At 44.7% G+C, this 22268-nt stretch carries 12 protein-coding genes; all 12 read right to left on the bottom strand.

The features are described 5' to 3' along the window. Positions 1-319: 319 nt before the first annotated feature. Positions 320-1462, bottom strand: coding sequence for a zinc-dependent alcohol dehydrogenase (locus ASL11_RS11985; protein WP_056613923.1), 1143 nt, complete (start codon positions 1460-1462; stop codon positions 320-322). A 1150-nt stretch (positions 1463-2612) separates the two neighbouring features. Beyond that, positions 2613-4826 (bottom strand): family 78 glycoside hydrolase catalytic domain, encoded by a 2214-nt coding sequence (locus ASL11_RS11975; RefSeq protein WP_157256913.1) that lies wholly within the window; start codon positions 4824-4826, stop codon positions 2613-2615. A gap of 33 nt (positions 4827-4859) precedes the next feature. Beyond that, a complete protein-coding gene (locus tag ASL11_RS11970) occupies positions 4860-7073 on the bottom strand; it encodes a helix-turn-helix domain-containing protein (protein WP_056613913.1) in 2214 nt (737 codons plus the stop codon). A 106-nt stretch (positions 7074-7179) separates the two neighbouring features. After that, positions 7180-8826: an extracellular solute-binding protein gene (locus tag ASL11_RS11965; RefSeq protein WP_056613910.1), complete on the bottom strand. Its 1647-nt coding sequence runs from the start codon at positions 8824-8826 to the stop codon at positions 7180-7182. 83 nt (positions 8827-8909) lie between these two features. Continuing rightward, positions 8910-9785, bottom strand: a complete 876-nt coding sequence (locus ASL11_RS11960) for a carbohydrate ABC transporter permease (RefSeq protein WP_056613907.1) — start codon at positions 9783-9785, stop codon at positions 8910-8912. Between the two features lie 16 nt (positions 9786-9801). Beyond that, positions 9802-10761: an ABC transporter permease gene (locus ASL11_RS11955; RefSeq protein WP_056613904.1), complete on the bottom strand. Its 960-nt coding sequence runs from the start codon at positions 10759-10761 to the stop codon at positions 9802-9804. Positions 10762-11233: 472 nt separating this feature from the next. Continuing rightward, the gene (locus tag ASL11_RS11950; protein WP_056613902.1) at positions 11234-13180 is read right to left on the bottom strand and encodes a discoidin domain-containing protein; all 1947 of its coding nucleotides are present in this window, start codon (positions 13178-13180) and stop codon (positions 11234-11236) included. Positions 13181-13202: 22 nt separating this feature from the next. Next, positions 13203-16130 (bottom strand): discoidin domain-containing protein, encoded by a 2928-nt coding sequence (locus tag ASL11_RS11945; RefSeq protein WP_063795555.1) that lies wholly within the window; start codon positions 16128-16130, stop codon positions 13203-13205. 38 nt (positions 16131-16168) lie between these two features. After that, positions 16169-16381, bottom strand: a complete 213-nt coding sequence (locus ASL11_RS11940) for a hypothetical protein (RefSeq protein ID WP_056613897.1) — start codon at positions 16379-16381, stop codon at positions 16169-16171. Positions 16382-16402: 21 nt separating this feature from the next. Then, positions 16403-20035, bottom strand: coding sequence for a discoidin domain-containing protein (locus ASL11_RS35420; RefSeq protein WP_063795554.1), 3633 nt, complete (start codon positions 20033-20035; stop codon positions 16403-16405). 103 nt (positions 20036-20138) lie between these two features. After that, complete coding sequence (locus ASL11_RS36440) at positions 20139-20294, bottom strand: hypothetical protein (RefSeq protein ID WP_157256912.1); 156 nt, start codon at positions 20292-20294, stop codon at positions 20139-20141. Positions 20295-20563: 269 nt separating this feature from the next. Next, the gene (locus ASL11_RS11930) at positions 20564-22252 is read right to left on the bottom strand and encodes a hypothetical protein (RefSeq protein WP_056613893.1); all 1689 of its coding nucleotides are present in this window, start codon (positions 22250-22252) and stop codon (positions 20564-20566) included. Between the last annotated feature and the right edge of the window lie 16 nt (positions 22253-22268).

Raw genomic sequence — 22268 nt, 5'->3', positions numbered from 1 at the left:
TTCGACCGCCACGGATCATCCGCTACATGGAGAGGGCTATCCAATCTGGCGAACGGGCCGCGAATGAAGTTCCCGCTTATCGATAGGCGGGCTTGGTCTCGTTTAATTCATCCTTTTTACTATCAAATTTTTATGCAGCACCGTATTGCCCTCGAACAATCGACTATTCAATGGCGTGTTGAACTGTCCTCTTCGGCCTCTTCGGCCGAAACAATTAATAATGAAATCGGTAGCGGAATGACCCATCCGCGCTACCTAACTATTGTAATGGTCATCCGCGCTTTCTGTAACTTATATGTTCGTTTTTAAACCGTATGTGCTAAGGTTTCAAGACAATCTTTATTGCATGATCCTCTTTATTATTGAATATCTTATAGGCGTGTTCTGCGTCACTTAGTTGTAGCCTATGGCTGATCACATCAGTCGGATCAAACACACTTTCCTTAATCTGACGATATAATTCGGGCATATAGTGAATAATAGGAGCTTGTCCCAATTTCACAGTAATATTACGGCTAAACAGATCACCAAAAGGAAATGCGTTATAATTTGCGCCATATACACCAGTTACTTGTATAGTGCCTCCTTTGCGCACAAGTTTAGTCGCCATCCTGAATGCTCCTAAACCTCCACCTTGTAGCTTAAGCAATGTTTCTACCTTTTCGACAAAAGTTTTCTCCGAATCCAGTCCTACCGCATCAATAACCACATCTGCACCTCCACCCGTAAGCTCCGCAAGATGTTGTAGAAGCTCGTCCTGCTTTTTAAAATTGAAAACTTCTACACGATTTGTTTTCCGAGCATGCTCCAAACGATAATCAACATGGTCGATGGCTATAACGCGTTTTGCACCTTTCAGCCAGGCAAATTTCTGCACTAGCAAGCCTACGGGACCACACCCTAGGACAATTACGGTGTCTCCGGCTTTCACGCCGGCATTGTCCACACTCCAATAGGCTGTAGGTATAATGTCAGATAGAAAGAGGAGCTTTTCATCTTCCATTTCGGCATCCTCTGGCACTTTAAAAGGAACGAAGTTCCCATATGGAACACGGAGAAGCTCAGCTTGTCCGCCTGCATACCCGCCAAAAGTTTCGGAATACCCCAAATAACCGCCTGTATCACCATGTAAAAAATCATTCGAATGGTCACATTGGCTTTCCAATTGATGTGTACAATACCAGCAATGACCGCAGGCAACATTAAAGGGAAGAATGACACGGTCTCCCTTTTTCACTTTAGTCACATCTTTACCAACCTCTTCGATAATCCCCATTGGTTCATGTCCAATTATGAAATCCTTAGGGGTGTTAGGAATCTCTCCGTTATAAAGATGAAGGTCCGAGCCACATATCGTCGTTGTTGTGATGCGGACAAGGATATCATCCGACTTCTGTATTGTTGCGTCAGTAACTTCTTTAACTTTCACATTTTTTAACCCTTGGTAGGTTACAGCTTTCATTTAATTACTCCCTTGTTTAATTCTATGTATTCTTGTTTGCTGACTTGTCCACAGTCGTTCATTTTAATAGTCACCTTTTGCTCTTTCACCACTTTGTTATTGAAAGCAAGCATTTATGGTAATCTGTGCGGATTATTCCATTTCTTATCCCAAAAACCGAATCCAAGAGTAACGAAATCAGGGAGCAGAAGCCAAAGTAATAGGGTTCTGTTCAGTTTTTTTCTAGCTTAGCATATACCAAAAATGGAAAAACAATGTATATACGAAGAACTTTAAGGTACACGTTAATACCGAAAGCAACCATCCATTGAGAAAGTGATGTTATTATGAAGCTAATTGATTGGGTTTCAATTCTGCATGTTCTTTTAAGTATCCTGCCCGTTAGTTTAATCCCCCCATGCCTACTACCTGGATACGACTAAGGACTTCCTCCTCCCTCCATACACAAAATTAAATAGGCGTTCACCCAATAGAGTGGACACCTATTTAATTTCAAAACTTATTTTGTTACTTCAGGTCTTTATTGTCTACTTCAATACTTTAATGTTTACTTCATTACTTTAATGTCTACTTCAAAACTTATTTGTCACCCGATAACGTGATGTTGGGTGACAAATAAGTTTTGAAGTGCTAGAAACCAGTAAAAACAAGGGTTTGCTAGCTTTTCTTATAAAAACGATTTACAAATTAAGTTTTGAAGTGGTATTTCGGATTGAAAAAGCTGAATTACAAATAAGTTTTGAAGTGCTTCTGACAAATCATTGCCATAGTCTCTTTGAACAAACGTTCTTCGTTCAAAGAGACGGCCACGATGTGGTAAGGTGGTATCACAATGTAAGAAAATTTAGACATTTAGCGATGCAGCCTTACATCAAGGCTTTCAGAGTAGTAACTTATAAAGCAGATGCTCTACCAACTGAGCTAATGACTCATGAAAAGAACTGGGGATCAAGGATTTGAACCTTGGCATGACGGAGTCAAAGTAGAAGACTTACGAGATTGCCCCCTATTCAATTCTTAGGCACTTATTAATTAAGCATCGTCAACATGAATTTTTTACCCACTAACTTAAACGTAAAACTATGCGTACCGCTGTAATTGAATTTAATATTGTCAAAATCTGTCGTATATCTCTGCAAATCCGTTGGATTTAGGCCCGTATGACAGGGATACCAGGCGGAAAGCTTTCGGTCCACACCCCGTTCTCAAAACTGAGTCGAATCGTGCCAGTTGGAACATTCAGCTGCAGCGATAATGACGTCCAGGTTGCAGGAAGCTTCGGACAAAAAGCGATTTCTTGCCAACCCGGCTTCGCAGGCTTTAAGCCGATAATATCTTCGATCAGCAAAGGAACCGGCCCGCTTGCCCAAGGATGGCATAAGCTGGTGTTCCATTTCTGATCTTTCCCCCATGCTTCGAAGCAGGTGGTGGCTCCTTCTTTGAGCATATTCCCCCACGAATGCTCATCGTCGGCTGAGAGCAAATCATAGATCAACTCATACTCTGCGACCTCCGCTAGAGCTTTCATTACAAAGTAGGAGAAATACACTCCGCATGCAAAACGCTTGGTCCGGATCATGTCGACAATGGCGCTGACAGACTCCTCTGGAGCGATATGGAACAGCAGCGGAAGTACATTGGCATGCAAGGCATGATGTGTACTCTGCTCCGAATCTGTAAACAAACCGTTCTTCTTATCATAGAAAGCCTCTAAGAAACTCCTCTTTAATTGCGGCAGCCGATTTTCATAGGCAAAACCGAGCAATTCACGTATCTCGTTTACGGTACCTACGCAGCCGATATATAGCGCGTTAATGACGTTATGGCAGCCAGGACCGACTGGCCTACTCAGTTCAAAATCATAGTTGTCACGTAAGTTTTGTGGCCAATCAACCAGATTCCATTTGTCCGTGACACCCTCAAGCAATCCATCCCCACGCTCAAATTTCTCAAAATGTCGCAGCAAACCCTCCGCATACGGATACATCGCCTGAAGGAATGCCGTATCTCCACTGTACCGATAATACGTCATGACTTGCATCGGCCACTGCAAAGAGAAATCAGCGATCTCCTGCATGAAATGCCCGGGTACAACAGCCATGATCCCTCCACACACGAACGAACTGCGACCGAATTGCTCAATAGCCTTGCGATACAACCTCAAATCCCCGCTGAGCAGCATATGGGAGTGACCAATAATCGTATTGTCGCCCAAATATTGCCCTTTTTCTCGGCTGGGACAATCGACATAATTTTCTTGAGAACCATATTGGACAACTTTTTTGCAAATGTCAAAAATTTGATTCATCAGCTCATCCGAGCTATGAAGCACACAGCTTTGCTCATCAAGCGGATAATGTCTGACTACGGCGTGGAAGGATTCCGGGCGCAGCGCTGCCTCAGGTCCTTGCACTTCCACATAGCGGAACGCCTTGTAATCATACGTTTCGAAGACGTCTATGTCACCGGATAATGTCCACTGATCATGATACAGGCAATTGCAGCGCATTTCGTAGCGAACGGCTTGATCCCCGGGCAATAGTTCTTCCCCTGAAAAGATCTGCACTTGTTCTCCCGCATTTCCATGTGCATTCATGGCGAATTGACCTGTCAGCTCGCTCCCAAAGTCGATCAGGTAATGACCAGGTGCAAGCCGTTCGACACGTAAAGGCTGCTTCTTATAGACGGCGAGCAGCGGAGTTGGCTGCAGTATAAAAGTATAATCGGTATGCTCCGCTTCCTCCGCATGTGCCCAATCCGAATCGTCGTAGCCGACTTCTGTCCAGCCCCGCTCCGATTGCCTTGCATCCAAATGCTCTGTGAATTGCGTGTCATAGCCGAACTTCACACCGGGCCGATTATCATGAACCCGTTTCGCTTTCCAATCACGATCGGTCTTGACTAGCAAATTATCGCCTGCCCATAGCTCCGCTAGGAGACCTTGACGGTAGTCGGCGCTGTTATAAGCGCGATTTAACAGCCCTTGATAGTAGACATGAACTGCCATTACATTTTTCCCGACCTTTAAATACGAACGTACATCTATGCGATTAAAATAGTAATGCTTCGCATCATTCTGAGCGGGCCCCTGAGCAACGAACTCGCCATTGATATACAGCTTATAATAATCATCTGCCGTCAGATGAAGCCAGATTTTCCCCTCATCCAATGCCTTATCATCCAGATTAACTACAGTTCTTACATACCAATGGTGATGCTGTAAATCAGGATCATGTGGTTCGACTTCAGATGCTTCGAGCTCTTTATGGTAGAGATAGGATTTTGCCAAATTTATAAAAGAACAATCTGTCAACCAATTTGCCTGCCACTCATGTGTCAACCGAACCCTCTCCTCTTCATGTATATAGAACCACCTGATTTAATACTTCAATATTTACTAAGTACCGTGTTTTTTCCTAAATTCGCTCGGTGGGAATCCCGTCAGCTTCTTAAACGCTCGGTTAAACGAAAAATAGTGTTCATATCCGACCAATCCGGCAATATCCTGTATCGAAGTATCTGTGTCTTCCAATAGCCGCTTCGAATGAAAGATACGCAGCGCGGTCAAATAATCGATAAAGTTTTCACCCATTTCTTCTTTAAATAGGCTGCTCACGTAATTTTTACTGACGGAGAATTGTTCTGCAAGCAATTGCAGGGACAATTCTGAATTTGCGTAATTGGTGTCGATATAGGCTTTCAGATCATGAATTAATAGCCTCTGAGTTTTGGATTGACGCAGCTGCTTCCATAACTCAAAAACAGTGCGGAGCCGCTCCAGTACAATATTCTTCAAATCTTCCATCGTTTCGAAACGATCAATGGCTTGGGAAATAGGATTAAGCGCCTCCACTCGCCATAACTCCGTATACTCACTTGGGAATTCAGATAATTCACGCGTGAATGTAAACGTCATATAGTAAAGCAGATTTTTCAACTCGTCCCGCGTATGCAAGCCGCGATTGATGGCTTTAAAAAGGAAATCAAACTGGCCATACCATTCATCATTTCCACTTTTATATAACTGGACAATTGAGCGGATTAACTGCAAAATATCAAACAACTCGGTTTCCGTCTGTCGCGTAATGACCTCATAGTGAATAACGCGATTGTTTCCTAATGCTGAACGATATTGTACGGCCTTAACAGCCTGCTCATAGGATCCGCTAATATCCTCTGAACGTTCCGTCTTTTCCCCTACGCCGATCGTTACCGTGAATGCGAGATTTGATTCTACCCACACCCGCATACTCTCACAAATGGTACTGATATTCGCCATCGAAAGTTCGCCATCCGCTCCAAACAAAATGCTCATTTCATCAGCTGATATCCATTCACTCCAAATCCCTATGCCATACTGTTCAGCCGTTTCTTTGAACACGTTCGACAATACAAATTTCAGCAACACCTGATCTCGAGTAGAGTAATTTTCTGTAAAGTCACTCATCTTGTCAATCTCTAATTTGGCCGTGTTGAACGAGTGCCAATGACACGAAAAACCAAAGTTATGCATCTCTTCGATCAATTCGTCTTGACTTATTGGACGATCTCCTGTAAGAAGTTCTTGAAAATAAAACTTTTGGCGATATGGCAAATTTAGATTACTCTCTGACTGATAACGATCAGCGAAATCAATAATCTTATCCACCGCCGCATCGACAACCAAATTCAATTCTCCACCTGGCTGTCTGCGGTTTAAATAATCGGTTATTCGGCTCATACTCGCATCGATCGGTCTTGCATATCGTTTGGACAAATAGATGATGACGGCCGATGCAATCAGCACCATGACAACCCCGATAATGATCCAACTGTAATAGAGCTCTGAAAAAATACCATAATGGTAGGATTCCTTGATACCGCTTTTAAACGTCCAACCTGTCTCCTCAAACTTCAAATTAAGGATGTCCTTATTGGCTTTTACTGTACTTTGCCCGATTAATTGTCCTGCCTGATCGACTAGTGTAACTGAACTAATTGAGTTCGAAGAGATGTCTTGAAGCCATGAAGCCAGACTCGAAACATCAATATTCACAATGAGAATGCCCTTTGGTTCTGTTTGAAGAGGGATCTTTTTAACGAGTGATACAACTTGAACATCAATGGATTGAGAAGGAAGTACTTTATAGGTTCTTATATTCGTCCAAATATTCGGAAGTGGCTGTTTCAACTGCTCCTGTACGAATTCGCGATCACCAAACTCTGCAAGCGGCAGGTACATCTCCGTTCCGAGTACAGTCATATCGATGTTACGGTAAAAATAAATGGACTTAACGAATGGAAAACCCGCCTGGACTTGCCTGAAAAGATCCGCTACCTTGCTGCGCAGCAAATACGGATTGGCATCCAAATCGTGAAGCTGAAACATATACTGATTAAACTCCTTATTATTAACGGTTGCCGCATTCACATTCTGATCGATGTTGCCAAGAATCGAGTTAAGCTGAAGCATGCTAAATTGCGTAAATGCCTCATTTGCACTCACAGTTTGCGCTTGGGACTGCTTATTGATTGTCATGAAGAACACAAAGAACAGGACGAAAACAAGCAAATAGACAATTGGCAAGTAGGTTGTCACCAAACGGTAAAACCAAGAGTGGTTCTTTAACATGGCAGATTCTCCTTGGGCATCGAAATGAAACAGCGAAACCGTCCAATAAGGACGGTATGAATATGGCTGTCGGCAGAAATCCGCCGACAGCCTTTTCTTTACTCATTTAGTTAAAATTCATGGAAAGCAAATCTTTCTGACTGATCATCGTATCCTTGTTCTTCACGTAGTAATCTTGATACCAAGCTTCCAGCTTATCTCCATCCGATTTTTTCCAAAGATTTATCGCATCCTGCTTCGCTTGAGCCGAAGTATACGAGGCTCCGCTTACAATTGCTTTACTCCATAAATCCGTAATCGGGTTACCGGCCAAATCTAGCAAGCTCTTGGAGATGAACTGCATGTCAGCAGGCAGCGAAGGCATGAACCCAGGAAGCGTAATGCTAGCTAACGGACGTTCCTTATTAATGTTCAAGCTGAAAATTTGCTTACCGAGATCGTAAAACTCCTTTTGAAGTGGATTGTTTTGATCAAAACCCTTCAACGCCGTATCAAATTCGTTATTCACATATTGACCGCCTAACATACGGAAATCGCCTAGCCAGTCAAGCTCTTTCTTATTTTTATCCACACTAATCGGAACTTCTTTGTTATTTTCAACTTTAAAGTGTGTACCTTCAACACCGCTATAAGTTGTTTTGACCCACTCTGGTGAGCTCAAATAATCAATGACTTTGATGGCAGCTTCAGGGTCTTTCGTTTTGGCATTCAGAACGCCAGTCAACTGCACAGGTGGATTGAATTCAGGTAAAAAGGTACCATATTGGCTTGATGGAAGTGCGATTGCCACAAGCTTAGCATCCGGGACGTTTTTACGCAATGTTTCGTATTGTGTTGTAAAAGCTTTGTATGAGCCTCCAGCTGTATAGATACCTGTTTTCCCGGTAACAAAGTCCTGCTCCGCTTTCTTTCCATTCTTATCGGTCAGAAAGTCTTTATCGACGATGCCTTCATCGAACAGCTTCTTGCGGAATACGTTTGCTGCTTCGGCGCGTTCCCAATCCTTGACCCACTTGCCGTCTTGGATAATCCAGTTTACATTTTGGAACATCGGATCAATGATGTTGCCGCCTCCGACCGCAGAGACCATATTCATGCCGTATGTATCCTTCTTGCCATTACCGTCCGGATCTTGTGTTGCAAAGGCTTTTGCAACCTGAAATAATTCATCTGCCGTCTTTGGTGCCGTTAATTTCAACTTATCCAGCCAATCTTGCCTAATCACGGTATAGCTGTATGGCACATACCCAAGAACGCGGCCAAAGTCATAAACCTTTCCATCATCCCTCGTACTCAGCTTTTTGAGCAGAGGAAATTTAACCAGTAGTTGCTTATATGTTGTGCTATATTTTTCGATCAAGTCTCCAGTCGGCATAAGCTGCTTTTGTAAATACATTTGGTTGCGGAATCCCAAATCGTATTCTAATATAACATCAGGCGCTGACCCAGACGCGATAAGCGTATTCAACTTGTTAACTGACTCCGCACGTGGGACAGGTGAAATCTTTATATTCACGCCGGTTTTTTCCTGAATAAATTTTGTCCAGATATTGTTTTCTGCTGTTCCGAGTTCAGGGGCAATCGTTCCCCGATCATAAAACGACATCGAGACGTTCTTCGGCGCCGCAGATACCTTTGAGGAAGGAGAGGAAGATGTTTGAGTTTCTCCTGTCTTACTCTCGGAGCAACCGACCAGTGATGTTGCAGTAAGCGTTAACGCAACCGTGGAGATGACTAGTGTTTTTTTGTTCATGTAATAACCCTCCTGATTAATATTGTATACAAGCATTCTTCTTTTAGGAAGAGTAGACCTGTCCAGAAACCAACATGTTAGAACTATCCTTTAACAGAACCAATCATTACGCCTTTAACAAAATACTTTTGCAGGAAAGGATACAGGATTAACATTGGCACAATCATGACGAATACCCCCGCCGCCTTAATCGACTCCGGTGTAACAGATGTAAGATCCTCCGACGATGTGTTTGCAATTTCCTGCAACAGCTGCTGGCTGGAAATCATCTGCTGAATAAGCACAGCTAATGTATTCTTACTGGAATCATTGATGTAAATCATGACACTAAAAAAGGAATTCCAATAGCCAACACCATAGAAAAGCGTAAGTGCGGCGAGTACCGGCAATGAAAGCGGCAGAATAATCTGAAGCATCAGCCTGATCTCTCCACAGCCATCTATGCGAGCCGCTTCTTCAATCTCTTCTGGAAAGCCGTTAAAGAATGAACGCATAACCAACATGTTATAAACGCTTATCAGTCCAGGCAGCCATAGTGCGCCGTAGGTATTGATCAATCCGAGTGAATTAATGACAAGATAGGTTGGAATCAACCCTCCATTAAAAATCATTGTAATTACAATAAGCATGTTAAAAAATTTACGACCGTACATAAACTTCCTTGATAACGGGTATGCCCCTAAGATCGTGAACAACATGCTAAGAAACGTTCCGATCACTGTCACCTCGACGCTATTTCGAGCCGCCTGTAAAATGCGAGTTCCTGTAAACAGCTTATGGTAAGTCTCAAAATTCCATCCAATAGGCCATAAGCTAACAAATCCGGATGAGATAGCATCATTTGTACTAAGAGACAACGCAAGCATATGCAACATGGGGATTAAGCAACTGACAGCGATAAGTCCAAGAAGCACATAATTTATCCAGTAGAAGAACTTTTCAGAAGTTGAGGGTTTTATGAGAATACGCTCCTTTCTACCATAGGCTATTGCCTGTGCGTTTCGCTAGAATGTTCGCTGCAATGACGAGTATTAAAGCGACCATCGATTCGAAGAAGCCCATTGCCGTAGCTAGACTAAACTGGCCACCGTTAATACCCACCCGGAAATTCCAGGTTGAGATGACTTCTGAGACGGAAGAAACCGCTGAATTTTTCAGCACATAAATTTGATCGAAACTGACTTCCATAAAATGGCCAATCGATAGAACAAACATGATCGCGATCGTCGGTAATATGGCTGGTAAGGTAATACTTCGAATTTGCCTTAACTTTCCTGCGCCATCCATGCTGGCAGCTTCATACAGCGCTGGGTCAACCGCAGCCAAGGCTGCCAAATATATGATGGCGTTCCAGCCCGCTTCCTTCCATATCCCACTGCCCACAAATATCGCTATCCAACTGTTCTCTTTGTACAAAAAGGGATAAGCTGTTTCTGACCATTGGGTAACAAAATGATTCAGAATCCCTTTCTCCTGTGCAAACACAAGGGCAATTATGCCGCCTATAATGACCCAGTTAAGGAAATGAGGCAAATAAATGAGCGTCTGAACAAGTTTTTTAAACCATAATTTCCTCGCTTCATTTAAAAGAATGGCTACCAATATTGGGAAAGGGAAACCGACAACAATCTGTAGAAAACTCAGAAGAATCGTGTTGCGGATAATTTGCAGCATTTGAGGCTGCGAGAACAGGATCTCAAAGTTTTTGAAACCTACCCATGGACTCCCGAATACACCATCTGCAAAATTGTAGTTTTTAAAAGCAATCACAAGTCCTCCGATAGGCGCATATCGAAAGATAAGAAAAAATGCAAGTGCCGGTAAAAACATTAGCATAATGGGCACGTTTTGCCGGAAGCGTCTTCGATCAAATCCGCGTTTCCTTAAGACATTGCCGGATGCTGTTGTTTGGAGTACTTTCTCGATATATCTCATCCTCCTCAAATATTGTTTTTTTCCGATAAGCTTGAATCGCTTTACCGAACTCTGGACCTATCGTATCTTGTGCTCCCTTCCGATTCAATTCACACATTTCCGAGTAGCTCACATTTCTCACATGAACACCCACCTCACCTATTTCACTGTCCTTAACTATTTCACTGTTGCCGGATATCATGGTATGTGTGCAACAAAAAAAGCGATTATTAGGGGTTACACCCTCACAATCACTTTGCAAATGTTTATATGTATTTCAACATCTTCGCAAACGTGCGATTAGCTGCATGCTGCTAGATCACTGGCCATACCACGCAGTTTCATAAGGACCAAGCTCATGGTCATCATGGCGGAGGCGAGATCGTCCGCGTTTACTAATTTTCATCTGTCCCGTCCATTTCCCTGCTTGCTTCTGCAAGGTTAAGACCAAAAAAACAAGCCGCACGATATCCGTGCGGCTTGTTTTTACTCGCTAATAAACTTCAATTTCCGCAAACGCCATCCGATACTGATTCGCATCACTCGCATTTTGCCGCAGATTCGTTCCTTCCACTTTCACATATCTGACAGACGCAGACCCAAAACCGAAGCTTTGCACCGCGTTGCCTGGCAATGCGTATCCGGTTTGCGTAACCCTCGTCGTCCAGCTCACCCCGTCAGTTGAGGTTTGGATGGTGAAATCGATCGGGAAATTCTTCCCGACTTGCCCCGCGTCATTTCGCGGATACAGGTTGACGGTATCAACTGTTTGGTTGGAGCCTAAATCCAGGGTAACGTATTCCGTATGGTTAGTGGTTAAGCTGTTATTCGTCGTCCAGCCGTAAGACCCGCTAACGGAATTTCGCTGCCCGTCATTCAGTTTGGTATACGACCAGTTACTGCTCTCGTAGGCACTACTGAATGTAGCATACGCTCCTGAAGCATGATTGACGCCATAGATCTCCATTTCAGCAAAAGCCATCCGATACTGGTTCGCATCATTTGGGTTTTGCCGCAGATTCGTTCCCTCCACTTTCACGTACCTAACAGAAGCAGTCGGGAAATCGAAGCTTTGCACCACGTTACCCGGCAATGCATAACCGGTTCGCGTAACCTTTGTCGTCCAATTAACACCGTCTACAGAGGTTTGAATCGTAAAATCGATCGGGAAATTCTGTCCCACATCGCCCGAATCATTCCGTGGATATAGGTTGACCGTATTGACGATTTGGTTCGAACCTAAGTCAAGGGTCACATATTCGGTATGATTCGCGGTCAACGTGTTATTGCTGGTCCAACCGTACGATCCGTTAACGGAATTTCGCTGCCCGTCATTCAGATTGGCAGAAGACCAATTACTACTCTCATAGGAGCTGCTGAATGTGGACAGAGCTCCTGCCGCAAGATTTTGAACATAAGGCTTTAAAATAGGTGCCAATCGATTAGCCACTTTTTGATGACCAGCATCAGTCGGATGTGTTCCATCTACATAATCGGAGGATGCCAACCAACCCGTCGTATCTACATAATGGATACGAGTATCACCAGCACTTGAACGAATCGAAACCGCCGCCTGTGTTGGTGTTGATTTAAAGCCGCCGAATGTCCGCAACACGAAAATTTCGGCAAGGGGATATTTTACCCGAACATTTTGCAGGAACGTAATATACGAACTTTGGAAATCGCTATCCGCAACATTAAATACTTGATCATTCGTTCCTAAATTGATTACAACCGCCGCTGGCTGATAGACATTGAAATTCCAATCCGGCGAAGTCGGATTATCCACCGTCTGCAGCTTGAAAAACTGACGGCTCATTCCTATCGCATTAGGTGAATAGCAAGAAACATTATCATGAAGACAGATGCCTGTATAAGCAATTTGCATGTGATCGACGTTAAGCTGTTCTCCTGTCTTCCAAGCATATGAGGAAAGAGCGATCTTCGAAGCCTTATAGCCTACAGTGATGGAATCGCCGATAAACTCAATCTGCTGACCCCGAAGATTCGGCGCTTGGGTGCTCGCCCCCTCATCGAGAATCAACCCCTGAAACCGAATCGTATCCGTAATGTCCCGACTTGCTACAAGGAGTGTATGCGTTCCCCCACTTAGCGGCGATGGTGTCAAATTAACCGTACCGCTCGCGTTGCTGTAAAGTGTCTGAGCTCCATTGTCCAGTTGGACATATAAGTTGACCGTGTTGCTGCTGCTTACTTTCAATTTGATCGTCGTACCCGTAAAGTTGACTCTAAAATACGCCCCCGCCCAATAGCTATTGTATTGCGAGCTGATGCTCTTATCCCATCTTCCGATATATTGAATATTGGAATCACTGGGATTGCCATCGCCTGCAGCTCCAAGTGATACGCCAGATCCGATCGGATAAAAAATAAGAAATAGGCAAATCATTAACAGCAAGTTACAGATTCTCCGCCACATTGAAATCCACCTTCCGCTTCCGTTAATAGATCTCCATTTCCGCAAACGCCATTCGATACTGGTTCGCATCACTCGCGTTTTGGCGCAGATTCGTTCCTTCCACTTTCACATATCTAGCAGAGGTCGATGTGAAGCTGAAGTTTTGTACCGCGTTACCTGGCAATGCGTAACCCGTTCGTGTAACTCTCGTCGTCCAGTTCACCCCGTCTGGAGAAGTCTGGATAGTGAAATCGATCGGGAAATTCTTCCCGACTTGCCCCGAGTCATTTCGCGGATACAGGTTGACGGTATCGACCGTCTGATTTGAACCTAAATCAAGGATAACGTATTCCGTATGATTGGTAGTTAAGCTGTTATTCGTCGTCCAACCATTTGACCCGCTAACTGAATTTCGCTGCCCGTCATTCAGTTTGGTATACGACCAGTTGCTGCTCTCATAGGAACTACTGAATGTAGCAGATGCTCCTGACGCATGATTGACACCATTGATCTCCATTTCCGCAAAGGCCATCCGATATTGATTCGCATCATTTGGGTTTTGCCTCAGATTCGTTCCTTCCACTTTCACGTACCTAACAGAAGCAGTCGGGAACTCGAAGCTTTGTACCGCGTTTCCAGGTAATGCGTAACCCGTTCGCGTTACTTTTGTCGTCCAATTCACACCGTCAGATGAGGTCTGGATAGTGAAATCGATCGGAAAATTCTGCCCAACATCCCCTGAATCATTGCGTGGAAATAAGTTAACAGTATTGACCATCTGGTTTGCACCCAAGTCGAGGGTCACATATTCCGTATGATTCGCGGTCAACGTGTTATTGCTGGTCCAACCGTACGATCCGCTAACGGAATTTCGTTGCCCGTCATTCAGATTGGCAGAAGACCAATTACTACTCTCATAGGAGCTGCTGAATGTGACTGATGCTCCGGAAGCAAAATTGTTGTCTGCGCCGTACACTTCAAACTCCCACAGCGAATAGCCATAGGTTGATCCTCTCTCCGTTCCGTTCATCCTTACATATCTGGCACTCGTCGGTTCGAAGCTTATATCATCCGTTCCTCCATTCCCACTAGTGGTGCTATACACATTGGACCAATTAACGGCATTGGCCGAAACCTGGATTTGATAGCTCTTTCCATACGCTGCCTCCCATATTAGTCTAACCCCATCAATTGTTCTGTTGGAGCCAAGATCCACATACACCCACTCTGTCTCCGTACGAAGTGAACCCCAGCGTGTATTCAAATTGCCATCGACAGCCCAACCCGCCGAGCTGCCCGCATCGGATGATACGGTTACCGGTTTATTCAGTGCAAGATTAGTCCTTTTAATGGGCTCAGGCGTTTGTATAGGCAGGATGGTCAATCCACTATAAAAGCCGGTATTCAACACATTCATTCCCGCTAAATTAGTAGCCGGAGTAGCACTGCCAGGCATATAAATGTTCTCGAACGTAATCCCGTTTATCGGATGAGTGCTGTCCAAACCTTTTAACAATCCCGGATTCGCGCCCTGATCTCGCACTTTGACATTCTTGACCGTAACCGTGGAAACGGTGCCGCCTCCTTCTTCCACTGCATTTTGAATAAAGAAACCAAGCCAAGTTCGATGATTATCGTTGGAGTAGCTCAAACGTTCAATATCGATATTATCGAAGGTGATATTCTTCGCCTCCGCCGTTCCATACTTGTGGTGTATCCCTATGCCTACTGCTGCATCATAGATAACACTGTTCTTGAAAGTGATGCCATCCTGCATCTGCCTGACGCCCTGGCCTACTTTTAATCCGTAGCAATACGTCCAGGATATGACATCATCGAATGTAACGTTGCTTAAGGGTTCCGGCGCTCCAGGCCAATTCTCACTAATATCCGTGGCCTGATTCCAAGTTTTGGTCGAGAATGGATCGTCTAGCCCAATGCCAATTGCATGTTGTACTGTCACATTTTGGGATTCCATTACGTCGATTCCGTCGTTCTCCTTTACGCCACTGAAACGGTTAAATATTTTGAAATTCTGGAATGTTAAATTGTTGGAACGAATCGGCGTTATGGCCCATGAGGCTGAATCTCGAATGATTAAACCATCCAATGTGAAATTGCTAACATCGATCGGCACAAGGATATTGTTGTAGATATTGTTCGTCGCTGCATATTGACCGTTGCCATCAAGCGTTCCTCGACCGTAAATTTTCACATTGCTAGAACCATTCTGCGTATAAATCCACCAAGTGACATCTCGTTGTTCCAGTGAATCTTTATTCCAATTAACCGTATAATCGCTCGGATTCCCTGTAAATCGTAATACAGCCCCTCCCTCAATGTACAGGGCGACATCACTTTTCAATTGCAGATTGCCCACCTTGTATACGCCTGCAGGCACATAAACAATCCCTTGCCCGCCGGTGTAGGCATTGGCATCATTAATCGCGCTTTGAATTGCGTTTGTTGCCAGCACGGTTCCAGTAGGATCGGCATTGTAAGCCGTACTTCCCACATTGTAGATGCCTGTGCCAGAAGATGCTGGCTTATTCGTTTCCAACGGGTCTGCAGCAATGATTAATTCCTTGATGCCTTCTATTTTGACGATAACATATTCATCATTGCTCAAGGTAAAGGTCAGCTTATTCCCATTTGTTGTGCCGGAAAGATTAAGCTTTTTGGGGCTGATATTGTAGGATGAGATGCTCGTTTTCCCAAGCGCAGTAACCTCAATCGTAACCGGTCCTCCAGCCACTGAAAAGTGGGCATAATCATAGTTTCCGTTGTAACCAACGACGGGAATTACCGTTGAATCCGCTTTCAGAGAATAGGTTGTTGACTGTGAATAAATAGTAGGAATCCCATAGGTTGAAATTGTAGCCGCAGAGACATTTGTAGGTAAAGCTAACAGAACAAGCATCAGCATGAAACAGGCAATAAACAGACCGAACCCATGTTTAGTTTTTAACATTCATCAATTCCTCCTTCTAATAATTAACTTTCTCGTGGCTAACAATGGCGTATAATTTCAAGTTGATCCTTGATGAGAATCCGTATTGGCAACATTTCTGCAGGTCTCTTGTGCAAGCGGAATGCCGTCTCCTCATCCTTATTACCTAATTTCACGATTAATCGGTTGTCGTCATGTTCGATTAATGGAGCGGTAGGAACCTCAACACTGTCCATCACGAACGAGAACAGGAAGGCTGCTTCTTGTATCAATCGAAAATCGATACTTCATTTTTATTTAAGAGCTTGAACTAACCTTACAAGAATGCCCGCTTGTTCCACAGTAATTCGCTTGCCTTTTTGAGCATCAATCTCATGAATGAGAGCATCGTTCTGCCGCTGTTCCAATTTTTTCAGGAATGAATTCTCAATCCCTTGTTCACCCGGTCCAGTGACGAATTCACGGATCAAGTTTGCGAGACTATTCTCAGTAACCTGCACCGTGTATGAAGCAGAACCTGTTCCTATGTTGCCTGCATGATCCGTAACTTGAATCGTGACATTGTGGGACCCGAGCTCCAACTGATAAGCCGGAGAACTAACCAACGGCTCTGTGCATGGGTTATACACGATGCCGGATACAATATCCACAGCTGCGCAAGCGATCATTACCGTCTGATCGACTGTATATGCTTTTGCCCCGACAAATTGTACCGTTGGTGACGTCCGGTCTATCGAGATTTGTACCGTTCGTATTTGTTCTATATTGCCGGCGTTATCCGTAGAACGGTACAGCAATGTATGAACCCCATCGGCAGTTAAGGAGATCGGTGATACATATAAATTCCAATTTAAGCCGTTATCCGTGCTGTAATCTGTTTTCTTTACACCTGTTAGATCGTCACTTGCCGTTAGGTTCACCCGAACTTCCGATACATACCAACTGTTAGCTATGGTTCCTTCGATAGCAGATGCCGAGACAGGCGGCGTAACGTCGAGAATGTTGGTCATAATTTCCATTTCCGCAAACGCCATCCGATATTGGTTCGCATCACTCGAGTTTTGCCGCAGATTCGTTCCTTCCACCTTCACATACCTGACAGAGGCAGACGAAAAACTGAAGCTTTGTACCGCGTTGCCTGGCAATGCGTAGCCGGTTCGTGTAACCCTTGTCGTCCAGTTCACCCCGTCTGTAGAGGTCTGTATGGTAAAATCGATCGGGAAATTCCTTCCGACTTGTCCCGAATCATTTCGCGGATACAGGTTGACGGTATCGACCGTAAGGTTTGAACCTAAATCAAGGGAAACGTACTCTGTATGATTGGAGGTCAAGTTGTTATTGCTCGTCCAACCAAACGACCCGCTTACGGAATTCCGCTGCCCGTCAATCAGTTTGGTATAAGACCAGTTGCTGCTCTCATAGGAACTACTGAATGTGACTGAAGCCCCTGCTGCGTGATTTACGCCATAAATCTCCATTTCTGCAAACGCCATCCGATATCGGTTCGCATCACTTGGGTTTGGCCGCAGATTCGTTCCTTCCACTTTCACATACCTGACAGAGGCAGATGGGAAAACGAAGCTTTGAACCGCGTTACCTGGCAATGCGTAGCCCGTTCGCATAACCTTAGTCGTCCAATTCACCCCGTCTGTAGAGGTCTGGATGGTGAAATCGATCGGGAAATTCCTCCCGACTTGTCCCGAATCATTTCGCGGATACAGGTTGACGGTATTGACCATATGGTTTGAACCCAAGTCGAGGCTCACATATTCCGTATGATTGGAGCTCAAGCTGTTATTGCTCGTCCAACCGTACGATCCGCTAACAGAATTTCGCTGCCCGTCATTCAGTTTGTTATCAGACCAATTGCTGTTATCATAGGAACTGCTGAATGTGACCGTTGCTCCAGCAGCAAGGTTATTGTCTTCTCCGTACACTTCAAACTCCCATAGTGAATAGCCATAGCCTGTCCCTCTCTCTGTTGCGTTCATCCGCACATATCTGGCGCTCGTAGATGCGAAGCTTATATCATCCGTTCCTCCATTCCCACTTATGGTGCTATACACATCCGACCAATTAATCCCATTTGCTGAAACCTGAATTTGATAGCTCTTGGCATAAGCAGCTTCCCAGAATAGCCTAACCTCATCAATCTTTCTGCTTGAACCAAGATCCACATAAATCCACTCCGTGTCCGTACGAAGTGATCCCCAGCGTGTACTCATTTTGCCATCGACAGCCCAGCCCGCCGTGCTGCCTGAATCCGATGATACGGTTACCGGCTGATTCAGAGCGAGATTGGTTCTTTTAATTGGCTCCGGAGTTTGCGTAGGCAGGATCGTCAATCCACTATAATAGCCGGTATCTAAAATATTCATTCCCGCTAGATTAGATGCCGATGTCGAACTGCCAGGCATATAAATATTCTCTAGCGTAATTCCACTTATCGGATGAGAACTGTCCAATCCTTTTAACAAGCCCGGATTCGCGCCCTGATCACGCACTGTGATATTCTTTACCGCAATCGTGGAAACGGTCCCGCCTCCTTCTCCCGCACCATTTTGAATAAAGAAAGCAAGCCAAGTCCGATGATTATCGTTCGTGTAGCTTAACCGTTCAATATCGATATTGTCAAAGGTGATATTCTTCGCTTCTGCCGTTCCATACTTATGGTGTATCCCTATGCCTACAGCAGCATCATAAACAACACTGTTTTTGAAGGTGATGCCGTCCTGCATCTGCCTAACGCCCTGACCTACTTTTAATCCGTAGCAATATGTCCATGATAGGACATCATCAAATGTAACGTTGCTCAAGGTTTCCGGTGTTCCGGGCCAATTCTCACTAATATCCGTGGCTTGATCCCACGTTTTGGTCGAGAACGGATCGTCCAGTCCTGCGCCCACGGCATGCTGAACCGTCACATTTTGCGATTCCATTACATCAATTCCGTCGTTTTCCCCGGCATCGAAGCGGTTAAATACTTTGAAATTCTGAAACGTTAAATTGTTGGAACGAATCGGCGTTATGGCCCATGAGGCTGAATCTCTAATAATTAATCCATCCAAGGTGAAGTTGCTAACGTCGATCGGCACGAGAATATTGTTACCAATATTGTTCGTTACCGCATTTTGACCGTTTCCGTCGAGTGTTCCTCGCCCGTAAATTTTCACATTGCTCGAACCATTCTGCGTATAAATCCACCATGTGACATCTCGATTCTGTGAATCTTTGTGCCAATTGGCTGTATAATCACTTGGATTCCCTGTAAACCGTAAGACGGCCCCTCCCTCTAAGTATAGGGCAACATTACTTTTCAATTGCAGGTTGCCAACCTTGTACACGCCTGCCGGCACATAAACGATCCCCTGCCCGCCGGTGTAGGCATTCGCGTCATTAATAGCACTCTGAATGGCAGTTGTTGCAAGCGCGGTTCCTGTCGGATCCGCATTATACGCCGAACTTTGCACATTGTATATGCCTGTGCCGGAGGAGGCCGGCTTATTCGTCTCCGACGGGTCTGCAGCAATGATTAATTCCTTGCTGTCGTTCACTTTAACGATTACATATTCATCATTACTCAAGGTAAAGGTCAGCTTATTCCCATTGATTGAGCCAGATAGGTTTAGCTTCTTCGGGCTAATATTGTAGGATGAAATACTAGATTGTCCAAGCGCGGTTACCTCAATCGTGACAGGGCCGCCAGACATCGAAAAGTGGGCATAATCATACATTCCAGTGTAACCAACGACGGGAATTACGGTTGAATCCGCTTTCAAAGCGTAAGTTGTTGACTGTGTATAAATAGAAGGCATCGCATAAGTTGAAATCGTAGCCGCATAGACATTTGCAGGTGAAGCTAGCAGAACAAGCATCATCATGAAACAGGCAATAAACAGACCAAACCAATGTTTAGTTTGTAACATTCGTCATTTCCTCCTTCGGATAATTAACCTCTCGTCGGTAATACGGGAGTACAATTGGAAGTCGATCCTTGTTGAGAATCCGTAATGGCTACATTTCTGCATCTCACTTGTGCAAGTCGAATGCTGTCTCGTCTTGCTGCTTCTTGCACCAATTGAAAATCGATACTTCTTCGATCACACCGCCCGTTTTGTCCAAGCTCGGATAAATATCACCTCCATTGGTTATAAACTCGACACCGAATAGCACATGCTGATCCATACGTCGCTTGACCTCCGTTATCAACGGAAGCCAATAGCGGACGTTTCTGATTCCACATCAACTCCCTGCTATGGCTGCTGAGTGAATATTGCACAGTCATATTGGTTGTTAACCCCACTCTCAATTTGGAACCGCATACTACCGACGAATTTCTCTTTCGAACACATGCCCATCTTGCAGCCAAAGAAATAATTGTCTAACTTAACGGGGGCAGTTCAGACGTGTGATGACATGTTGAAACCCCCAATTTGTTTATTATCATTAGTTGGCTACATTTCCACAGGAAGCTTGTGTAAAATGAATGCAATTTCTTCATCCTTATTACCTGATCTCACGATTAACCGATTATCGCCATGTTCGATCGTTGGTGCGGTAGGAGCCCCAACACTGTCGATCACGAATGAGAACAGGAAGGCTGCTTCTTGCACCAATCGAAAATCGATACTTCTCCGTTCACCCGAATAAATAATGAGATCTACATTGAACGTCCGACCGTCCTCATGAATTTCCCATTTCAGTGGTGCTTGAGGAATGTTATCTTCCGTAAAAGCTGCATACCATGTCCGTAACAGCATCTGGAGCTTACCTATCGAAATTACGGCACTGTTGTCACTAGCATCGCCGATCACGTTGTCAAGGCAGCCGCCAATTTCCATTCGCAAGCGAAGGTCTGAAGCTTCGATCACACCGCCCGTCTTGTCCAAGCTCGGATGCGTATCACCTCCATTGGTTATAAACTCTACACCGAATAGCACATGCTGACGGTCCTGCTTACCGCTGAACACGGCCGAGCAATAATCATAGCCGTCATGCAGGCAGCGCAATTGCGCATACGTCGCTTGACCTCCGTTATCGACGTAAGCCAATAGCGGACGTTTCTGATTCCACATCACCTCCCTGCTATGGCTGCCGAGTGAATAGTGCGGAGTCATATACGTCGTGGCCCAACTCTCAATATGAGTAGTTGCGTTCACCGCATACAACTGCCGAATTTCCTTTTCCTGCGAGGAAGAGAATAACGCGATCAATGACTCGGGACAGTAAAACCCACTCTCATACCATTCCTCCTCATAAGGAAGTTCTTCCCATGGGAAGAACTTCAATTCACCCTTCGTCGCCAATTGAAGAAAGGCTTGATTCTCTACACTGAGCAATGTTTGATAACAGCGGGCGTGCGGACCCGACCACTGTTTGGAGCCACTATGAAAGTGCTCTGCAACTGAGCTCCATGCCAGATGGAGAAGCTCATCGCTCAATCTCTTCGATTCTTCTCCCGTTGTTTCGTTACGTATCTTCGATAATTCTAGAATTGCAATGTAGGTATATGGCGGACTGTTATATTCCTGGAAAGCTCCTCGCTCCATCGTAAACCGATGAAGTTTCGCCAAACGGTTCAATCCATATTCGGCATAATCACTCCGTCCGAACCTTTCCCCTGCGATGAGTGTCACGAATGCGCCCATGATGGCAATATTCGTATAGTGGGGACCTACATTCCGCTTCATAATAGCATCACATGCGTTGAATATCGCTTGGATAACTGCATCTCGCAGTTGATCTGGGAATCGATTGACATGGCGCAATAATGCGAGCACCAGCTGCTTCCCGATGAAGTCCGCCCAATTCCAATCCGGCGGAGACATTTGGTCGAGACTTTCCTCGTAGAACCAAGACCAGATACCGAAGGTGCTGCGGCTGCGATCGGTATCCTGTAAGGAAACTATTTTTTCAATAATGTCGAAGGCTCTTTGCTTATTTTCTTCTAGTTCTGTATCTAACAAAGCAAGTGCGTATCTCATAGACTCACGGGTTGCATGGATAAAATCAGCTTCTTTAATCGTGGTGTGATATCCCGGGCTGCTGAACGGTGATCTTAACAAACGAAACTCCGAATTATACGCAGCATGTCTCACATTCACAATCTTAAGCAACATTTCCTTTTGATCTAGTTGTTGCATGAGGGTTCCCTTCCTT

It is taken from the genome of Paenibacillus sp. Soil750 (genome assembly GCF_001428045.1).
Taxonomy (GTDB): Bacteria; Bacillota; Bacilli; order Paenibacillales; family NBRC-103111; genus Paenibacillus_E; species Paenibacillus_E allorhizoplanae.
This window is presented reverse-complemented; position numbering and strand designations above follow the sequence as displayed.